Source organism: Xanthomonas sp. 3058 (assembly GCF_014199765.1).
In the GTDB taxonomy this organism is placed as follows: Bacteria; Pseudomonadota; Gammaproteobacteria; order Xanthomonadales; family Xanthomonadaceae; genus Xanthomonas; species Xanthomonas campestris_B.
Genome location: NZ_JACHOF010000038.1, coordinates 1 through 7,206 on the forward strand (window position 1 = coordinate 1; position 7,206 = coordinate 7,206).

The 7,206-nt window shown below is 56.6% G+C and carries 7 protein-coding genes and 1 pseudogene; 3 read left to right on the forward strand and 5 right to left on the reverse strand.

What is annotated here, in order from left to right:
- Window positions 1–748: 748 nt before the first annotated feature.
- The 3 genes from GGR61_RS20600 to GGR61_RS20610 all read left to right on the forward strand — a co-directional run bounded on the left by GGR61_RS20600 (window position 749) and on the right by GGR61_RS20610 (window position 3,546).
- Window positions 749–1,372: a hypothetical protein gene (locus tag GGR61_RS20600; protein ID WP_260289065.1), complete on the forward strand. Its 624-nt coding sequence runs from the start codon at window positions 749–751 to the stop codon at window positions 1,370–1,372.
- A 3-nt stretch (window positions 1,373–1,375) separates the two neighbouring features.
- On the forward strand, window positions 1,376–2,353 hold the full coding sequence (locus tag GGR61_RS20605; RefSeq protein WP_184623765.1) for a lytic enzyme: 978 nt from the start codon (window positions 1,376–1,378) through the stop codon (window positions 2,351–2,353).
- A gap of 105 nt (window positions 2,354–2,458) precedes the next feature.
- Window positions 2,459–3,546, forward strand: a protein-coding gene (locus GGR61_RS20610; RefSeq protein WP_260289066.1) for an IS3 family transposase whose coding sequence is annotated in 2 segments (ribosomal slippage) — window positions 2,459–2,711 and window positions 2,711–3,546 — 1,089 coding nt in all. Because the reading frame shifts where the segments join, the coding sequence is not laid out codon by codon here.
- A 91-nt stretch (window positions 3,547–3,637) separates the two neighbouring features.
- Here the strand turns inward: GGR61_RS20610 and GGR61_RS20615 are convergent.
- The 5 genes and pseudogenes from GGR61_RS20615 to GGR61_RS20635 all read right to left on the reverse strand — a co-directional run bounded on the left by GGR61_RS20615 (window position 3,638) and on the right by GGR61_RS20635 (window position 6,323).
- Complete coding sequence (locus GGR61_RS20615) at window positions 3,638–3,874, reverse strand: hypothetical protein (protein ID WP_184623767.1); 237 nt, start codon at window positions 3,872–3,874, stop codon at window positions 3,638–3,640.
- A 111-nt stretch (window positions 3,875–3,985) separates the two neighbouring features.
- On the reverse strand, window positions 3,986–4,321 hold the full coding sequence (locus GGR61_RS20620) for a SymE family type I addiction module toxin (protein WP_184623771.1): 336 nt from the start codon (window positions 4,319–4,321) through the stop codon (window positions 3,986–3,988).
- Window positions 4,322–4,512: 191 nt separating this feature from the next.
- Window positions 4,513–4,923 carry a hypothetical protein gene (locus tag GGR61_RS20625; RefSeq protein WP_184409705.1) on the reverse strand — a complete coding sequence of 137 codons (411 nt, stop codon included), beginning with the start codon at window positions 4,921–4,923 and terminating at the stop codon, window positions 4,513–4,515.
- Window positions 4,924–5,132: 209 nt separating this feature from the next.
- Window positions 5,133–5,246 (reverse strand): annotated as a pseudogene (locus GGR61_RS20630) (SymE family type I addiction module toxin); the annotation flags it as partial.
- Window positions 5,247–5,885: 639 nt separating this feature from the next.
- Window positions 5,886–6,323: a hypothetical protein gene (locus GGR61_RS20635; RefSeq protein WP_221229442.1), complete on the reverse strand. Its 438-nt coding sequence runs from the start codon at window positions 6,321–6,323 to the stop codon at window positions 5,886–5,888.
- Between the last annotated feature and the right edge of the window lie 883 nt (window positions 6,324–7,206).

Consider the following 7,206-nt stretch of genomic DNA (forward strand, 5'->3'; position numbering starts at 1 on the left):
GAGCTCATCAGCCAATGGCTAGCGCGACTACGCACACTGCCCGAACACATTCACAACCAGATGGTCCTGAACTGAAAAACGTGGGGATACCTCAGAATCTGACCCCGTTCTTCGGGAGTATGAGGTGCCGACTCACACGGTCGAAAAAGAAACTGACGCGTCACCCGCTACGCATCTCTCCAAGCGAACAGGCCTCTCCCGCCTGGAGCTCTTCCCCTATCGTTACTTCAAGGATGCAAAGGTCTTTGATCGAGTCGTTCCGGGAGAGATGAAGCCGGAGCGTCGAAGTAAAGTTGGATACCCGGTCTCTATCCAAACGATGGCCGGTGATGGCCGCAGTGTGGACTTCGGCATGGAGTACGAAGTAGATACCTACGTGTTCAGACGGAGCCAGGGCTGTTGGTACCTGTCTCGTGCGATCAACCTTAGGGACTAACAAGGAGTAGGCACATGGCCTCACAGGATGCGACACAGCAGGTCCCTTATCGCGTCATTCAACTTGAGTGGAGATGCGGAGAAGGGCTATCACAACGAGGTTATGGAGAACTTCGATGTCCTGGTCAGGCACCATCCCAACTGCAACAGCAGTGCTCATCTGGCCAATGGCAGCGTCGTTCGCGGGCAAGCGCCGAAGTCCCCGCTTGTGTGAAGCCAATTCAGAACCAGCCGCCTATTACAGTGTATAAACGGGCTAATTCTGGATGTCGTCGGTGCTATCGACGACATGCTTTACCAACACGAGGAAGAGATGCGAAATTTACTGAAGCCATGGATGGTCATACTCCCAATGTTGATTGGTGGATGCGGGGGAAAGGTACCTCCGGCTTATGGCGACGGCTTTCCGGTCGTCAAGCCGATTGATCTAGTCCACTCCGGCGCGACGGTCGAAGCGCGCTTCGAACTGCCTCTGCAGGAGACAGGCGATCCGGGACCCAGCACGTTTCTGATCGGATTCCGTTCTGGTGGGCCACGTAAACGCCCCGATCTGAAGCCAGGGGATGCGGACTTCCTTGAGGAAGCGAAGCTTCCCTTGAGGGTCCAGCTTTGGAAGCAGAATGGTGGCAAAGAGACGCCCGTGGTGCTTCACGAGCTGAATCGTGATTTGCCGGCAGTGTGGCAAGGCACGCGCTACCAAAAGGCAAAGAGTGACGTCTTCCCCTACAGAAGCGCTGTTGGCGCGGATTCCAACAGTCTGTTGAAGGCCGGCAAATACGACATGTCGATGGCCTATATGGAATATGAGGTTGCCAGTGCCGAGTCCAAGGACCTGACTCCCGGGAAATACCGGTTGAAGGTTACCAATCTTCAGGACAACCCGCAGATCGCTCACCTCAGCTTTGAGCTTCTTGTCGCCAACTACAACGTGAAATAAAACATGGACAGTCAATCCCATAGCAGTGCTCAGGCCCAACCTGGCAGGAAAGAGCCCGGCCCCTACACCGTTACCGTCTATCTCGCTGCACCCGGTACGCCCGTGCGCGATGAAAAGGGCCATGGCCACTCTTCCTCCGCAGGCCATGCGTACTTCATGATCTCTGACGGCGAGCACAAGAACGGATACGGATTCTCGCCGATCAAAACGGGCGTTATAGGCGCCGGGCACGTCGTCAGAGATGAGTACAAGACTTACCAGAATCCGAGCTATTCGTACACGCTCGAGATTACTAAGGAACAGCACGAGAAGCTGAAGGAGTACGGTGAGGCTGGTGTGCGTGGCGACGATAGTCGATTCGGCCTCTATTACAACGGGTTCTCCAACAGTTGCATCGACTACGTCTGGGGCGGACTTCGGGATGCGGGTCTGCGGCCGAAGCTCGAAAAGCCAGATCCCAGCTTTGACGGTACGATCAAAGTTCTTCCTAATATCGATGCGCTTAAGAGCATTCCCAAACCATTTCCCGACAGCAAGCTCAACTCGTCACACGAAAACCCGCTTCCGAAGAACCAAGGCCCACTGCAGAAGTTGCTGACTGAGGTCGAGGGCGAGCCAGGACGTGGTCAGGCTTCTGCGCTGTCGCGCGAATCGCAGCAATTGTTTGATCGCATGCGATCGGATCTTCCTGCCAATGTCACCGACGGTCAGGTGATGTCAGCGATGGTCGCCGCACGAGAAAGCGGCATTCACCAACTGCAGCAGGTGCGTGACGTGGTTCTGCATGAAGAGAAAATCTTCGTAATGGGAACGACCCCCGGCTTCCGGGCGATGATAGATCTCAACGAGCCACAGCAAAGCATCGAAGAAGGGCTGGCCCGCAGCCAGCAGATCGACGCGCGGGTGGCAGAACAAACCCGGCAGGAAACGCAGCAGCGCGAAGCAGCCACGCAGACTGCCGGCGGCCCACAGATGGGCTAGTGGTCTGGGATGTAGCCGGAAAACCGGGCTCAGACGGTAATCCCCCCGCAGATCAGCAGGGGCAAGAAGTGGAATTTTCTCGTAACCTTTCTCGAGGAGATTTCCATGAAGACATCACGCTTCACCGACAGCCAGATCATCGCGGTGCTCAAGCAGGCCGAGGCCGGCACGCCAGTGCCAGAGCTTTGCCGTGAGCACGGCATCAGTTCGGCGACTTTCTACAAGTGGCGCAGCAAGTTTGGCGGCATGGACGCCTCGATGGTGTCCCAGCTCAAGGAGCTGCAGGACGAGAACCGGCGCCTGAAGAAGATGTACGCCGAGGCCCAGCTCAGCGCCGATCTGCTGAAGGAGGCAATGGCAAAAAAATGGTGAGGCCATCTCAACGCCGGGAGATGGCCCGATGGGCGGTGAACAACAAGGCGATGAGTATCCGGTCAGCCTGCATGGCGTTTACGGTCAGTCAGACCTGCTACCGCTACCAGGCCAAGGCATCGGATGAGAACGCGCTGATCGCCGACTGGTTGATCCGATTGACCACCGCTTACCGCGACTGGGGCTTCGGCTTGTGCTTCCTGCACCTGCGCAACGTCAAGGGCTTTGGCTGGAACCACAAGCGCGTGTATCGCATCTACCGGGAGCTGGAGTTGAACCTGCGGATCAAGCCAAGGAAGCGGCTTGTGCGAGAACGCCCAGAGCCGCTGGCTGTGCCCGAGTCGATCAACCAGGTCTGGTCGATGGACTTCATGCACGACCAGCTCAGTGATGGGCGCAGCTTCCGATTGTTCAACGTGATTGACGACTTCAACCGCCAAGGGCTGGGGATCGAGGTCGACCTGTCCTTGCCCTCGGCTCGTGTGATTCGGGCACTGGAACAGATCATCCAGTGGCGCGGCAAGCCGCGCGTGATTCGCTGCGACAATGGGCCTGAATACATCAGTGGTGCGCTACTGGGCTGGGCTGAACAACGCGGCATCCGGATCGAGCACATCCAGCCTGGCAAGCCGCAGCAGAACGCCTACGTTGAACGCTACAACCGGACGGTACGCTATGGATGGTTGGCCCGAACCATGTTCGACTCAATCGAGCAGGTGCAAGACAAAGCCACACGATGGCTATGGACCTACAACCACGAGCGTCCGAACATGGCGCTCGGCGGCATCACCCCCATGCAAAAGTTGGCACTTGCTGCATAGCTCCACTTTTGGCGACTGCTACAAATGGGGGGATTACCGATGTAGCCGGAAAACCGGGCTCAGACCAGCTCCTGCCCCCTTTCAATCTTCCCTAGCTACGCTCACCACCAGCTTGGTGCGTCTGCTCCACCCGCTGCTCAAGCATCTCGCGTACGGCATAGGCTGCATCGAAGACGGCTTGTCCCAACGTTGGCAGGGTCTGCGCCTCCAGGCATTCCGGTTTGCTCATGGCGATGACGTCGCCATGAGCGATGAGGATGCGTAGCAGGCGGTCGAGCTGGTCGCGTTGGTCCAGCGTGAGATGCAAGACGACGGCGGGGTGCTCCATCTGTGTCCCTCCTCTGCGCGGTGAGCGGGGAGCGCGCACGGTGTGGCGATTGGCGCGTTGCGCTCGGCGCGGGGCGTGCGGGTGCGTGCTGCGCGTGCGTAGCGCACCTGGTTAGTCCGTAGGTGCGACGCTGACGACCAGCTCGCCATCGCGCAGGCGGATGTTGAGTTTGCTGCCGATGGTGAAGCCGAGTTGTTCCAGCCAGCGGCCGCGTAGGCGCAGCGTGGGGACGCGTTGGTGGCTGTCGGGGTAGTAGCCGTAGCCGACAGTGCAGTGTTGCGGGGCACGCGGGTGGCCTTGGCGGCGCGGCTTATTGGGATCGGGGCGGGGCTCGGGGATGGGGGTGCGCTCGAGGTAGGGCCGCGGCTTGATCGAGGGGTCGAGCGAGCGCCAGACGATCTCGGTGGGCGGCGGCACCGTGGCAGTTGGAAAAGGGTCAGGTTGAATTTCTAATTCAACCTGACGCCGTTCTTGAATCGGGGGAAAAAGCAATAGCTTCCCATCCGTCATTGGATAGCTTAAGTGTGGTACGACGTGATCCTCTTTGACTTCCTGCCTACGTCAATCGCTACGAGCAGCAGGCACCGCCGCCAGGTGGTAGCAGTCGAGAAAATTAGAGCTGGCTTATTCTTGGGCGCCTATACCCACTCCTGCCACAGTTGCCCTACTGTGCTGACTTCGCGGATCCCGTTCGACAACTCATCCAAAAGCGCTTGAGGCACGTCGCCATCCGAAGCCGGTAGAACATACACCCAGTAAAAGGTGTCGTCGTACGCTGCGAGCCCGAACTGCTGCATTGCCTCGAACACAAGTGCGCGAAATTGATCATTGATGAAAGGGCGATTGAACGCAATGCAAAGAGCACCCCTAGCTTCGTCGCCGACAACATTTGCTATTTCTGCAATCTCATCTGGGGGAAAGGTTACATGACCTCTGTAATCTCCATTGCCAGGCATTCCATATCCAGATAGAAATTCGATAACTTCATCGAATGGTATAGCTAGTTCGCGACCCTGATGAAACTTATGGAGAAATACGTTGGAACTCATAATCCTTCCAAATTATTAATTGATACAACTTCCCAATCTTATCGTCAGCTTTATATTTGGGCGCGGCGCTTTCAGCATGCCGCTGTACTTCGACGGCGTCAATGATTGATTTCACGGCATAAGCATTGCTACAACGATCAACGCCAACATCAGCATGTCATTTTTTCAGCCATAGCTACACACTCAGTGCGCTTTCTTCCGACGGTAGATCAGTCTGCGGATGCCACGGTGACGAACAGCTCACCGTTGCGCGTGCGAATGTCGAGTTTGCTGCCGATGGTGAAGCCGAGTTGTTCCAGCCAGCGGCCGCGTAGGCGCATTGTGTGTGAAAAAGGGTCAGGTTGAATTTTTCATTTAAGCTGACCCCGGTCTTGGTTACAAGAGATAAATCAGTTCGTTGTACGGGTTTGGGAGTGTCGGTCATGAGCCCTAACGCCTGAATTAAGCCGAGCCGCGAAGCGGGTTCGGTTTGAATGACTTGTTAGGGCTCACTAGCCGGCGGGCTAGTAAGCCGAAGATTAAGGCGCATGCCAAAGCCACGGGAAGAGATTGGAGAAAGTCCCGGTAGAGCATCCAGGCGGGAAAGTCACCATAGTAGCGCCATGGCTTGGACATGCGAATAAGGCAGATTGCCAATAGCCAGCCAGCAGAAATAGCAGCGGATGTAGCTGGAGTTGGAGCCCTACGAATGCTCAGCATACCTAACGTAAGCAATGGCAGAAAAGCTGTGAACAGTGCACCCAGAAAGCCAATCCAAAGAAAGCTGTCTGGGGTCGTAATGTTCCAGCGGGATGGCAAATAGGCAAAGTACGTGACGAGCGATAGGGCCATGGCCGCGATCCAGGCGCCTCCCATGCAAAGTCCGACTCGCAATATACGTTCCATGTGGGCCCTAACGTTTGAGATAACCGGCATGACTCGGCTAGCCGGGACATGTCCTGTTGATTGAAGGGTTGGACGTCTCAGTGCTCATAGAACCACTCTAGGAATTCTCCTGCGACGGACTCCGACATCTCCTGCACCGCCTCGGCCACCTCCGCCGCCCCCTTTGCGGCCGCTATCGCAGATAGTGCGCACTGGAGAAACTCTTCACTCCATTCGCGCGATGATGCCGCCGCTACAAGCGCTGGTAGCCTTGACAGCGCTTCGAAGTACGACGCGGTCAGATCTTTGGGCACTGCCACCCCGGTCTTCTTGCGACAGATCTCGACCCATGCGGGGAATTGGAAGAAGACCGCCTCAACTGTGTGCGGCGCTGTGGCGAGCACATTGATCACATGCGGCACTGCTGCGAAAGAGGCGCTGTACACGTCTCCTTGGTGGGCAAGGGCGCTCCACAGTGAGAACCATGGTTCACTCTTGCCTCCAGATGTGGATAGCGCTTTCAGTTGAGCGAGCATGGCCGGGATGTCAGAAGCCGCTCCATATGCGTGCTGAAGTTCAGACCAGCGTGGACTCTCTAGGCTAAGCACGGATGTTCCTCAAGATGTGGAAAAGGGTCAGGTAGAATTTTCAATTTAACCTGACCCCGTTCTTAGTTAGAGCAAGCAGCAATGAAGAGTGTAGCGATCGCTACAAGCTTGCGCATAGTTTCCTCTGGCCTAACGCTGGAGTTAAGCGGCGGCGTAGCCGTCCGCCTTGAACGATTTGTTAACCTGCTTGAATATAGCCAGCGGAGAGAGCAGACCACCGAAGCCAAGATGGGAATGGCTTGCCAGCAAGGAATGCTCGGAGAACCTCGTTAACCTGTGAGGCAAGAAACCACTCATTTTTGGCAAGCTCTACGCTGCCGGCGCTGAAGGAAAGGACGGTGCCATCGGGGAAGGGAACAACAGTAGCTGCCTGAGCCCCACGATGATGACTCCCGGTGACATCGCGCCACTCGATGAAGAACAAACTAGGGCCGCCAGCAGCTTGGACGTAGGCGCCATCCGTGGAAGTAAGCGCGGCAAACGAAGACTTTGTAAGCGAAATCGCACGCGCCATCTGAGCCTCGCTGGGGGACTCAATGGGCTTGCAGTTCTCTCGGGTGAAGATCATGGCTGTCTTGCCGGCTAACTACTATTGGATCGCCTAAGCGCGGCATAAACTGATCTTCGCCGACGCCCTGAGAACAGTCAATCTTTGCAAGCACTGGAAGCTCATTGCTTTTCTCAGCTGCGTCCCCGCGGCGACCGCCAAGCGTTAGGGATGGTCTGATCAACGGCATCGGAGGATGAGCCTAACCACATCGGCCAGGCTGACGGCGCTCAGATCCTCGATTTTTTTGCCGTTTCCGGCGCG

What these genes read in the sequence shown, in the direction of transcription:
- GGR61_RS20625 (WP_184409705.1), bottom strand. Translation starts at nt 4,923, where the DNA reads ATGAGTTCCAACGTATTTCTCCATAAGTTTCATCAGGGTCGCGAACTA.
- GGR61_RS20615 (WP_184623767.1), bottom strand. Translation starts at nt 3,874, where the DNA reads ATGGAGCACCCCGCCGTCGTCTTGCATCTCACGCTGGACCAACGCGAC.
- GGR61_RS20605 (WP_184623765.1), top strand. Translation starts at nt 1,376, where the DNA reads ATGGACAGTCAATCCCATAGCAGTGCTCAGGCCCAACCTGGCAGGAAA.
- GGR61_RS20600 (WP_260289065.1), top strand. Translation starts at nt 749, where the DNA reads ATGCGAAATTTACTGAAGCCATGGATGGTCATACTCCCAATGTTGATT.
- GGR61_RS20635 (WP_221229442.1), bottom strand. Translation starts at nt 6,323, where the DNA reads ATGCTCGCTCAACTGAAAGCGCTATCCACATCTGGAGGCAAGAGTGAA.